This is a genomic window from Massilia sp. 2TAF26, from assembly GCF_052115005.1.
GTDB lineage: Bacteria > Pseudomonadota > Gammaproteobacteria > Burkholderiales > Burkholderiaceae_D > Telluria.
This window is the reverse complement of sequence record NZ_JBFRFV010000080.1, coordinates 1-742: the sequence shown is the minus strand read 5'-3', so window position 1 is coordinate 742 and position 742 is coordinate 1. Positions and strand designations below refer to the sequence as shown.

The following is a 742-nucleotide window of genomic DNA, read 5'->3' as shown; positions in this document are numbered from 1 at the left end:
ACGACCTCGAACAGGTCGCCGACGATGCCGTAATCGGCCACCGAGAAGATCGGCGCTTCCGGATCCTTGTTGATGGCGACGATGGTCTTCGAGTCCTTCATGCCGGCCAGGTGCTGGATGGCGCCCGAGATGCCGACCGCGATGTACAGTTGCGGCGCGACGATCTTGCCGGTCTGGCCGACCTGCCAGTCGTTCGGCACGTAGCCGGCGTCCACCGCCGCGCGCGATGCGCCCATGGCGGCGCCCAGCTTGTCGGCCAGCGGTTCCAGGATCTTGAAGTTCTCGCCCGAACCCATGCCGCGGCCGCCCGAGACGACGATCTTGGCGCCGGTCAGTTCCGGACGGTCCGACTTGGCCAGCTCGCGGCCCACGAAGGACGATTTGCCGGAATCGGCAACCGCCGTCACGGATTCCACGGCAGCCGCGCCACCTTCGGCAGCCGCCGCATCGAAGCCGGTGCCGCGCACGGTGATCACTTTCACCTTGTCGCTGGACTGCACGATGGCGATGGCGTTGCCGGCGTAGATCGGACGCTCGAAGGTGTCCGGGGCGTCGACCTTGGTGATTTCCGAGATCTGGGCCACGTCCAGCCGGGCGGCCACGCGCGGCAGGATGTTCTTGCCGTAGGCCGAAGCCGGGGCCAGGATGTGCGAGTACGAACCGGCCACCGCCAGGATCTGCTCGGCGACGTTCTCGGCCAGGCCGTCGGCGAAATGCGGCGCATCGGCGACCAGCACTTTCG

1 protein-coding gene is annotated in these 742 nt (G+C 67.5%); it reads right to left on the bottom strand.

Translation table 11 applies throughout. The features are described from left to right. Positions 1 to 742 (bottom strand): electron transfer flavoprotein subunit alpha/FixB family protein (locus AB4Z32_RS27490; protein WP_442124988.1); only part of this gene is annotated, 742 nt, incomplete at both ends.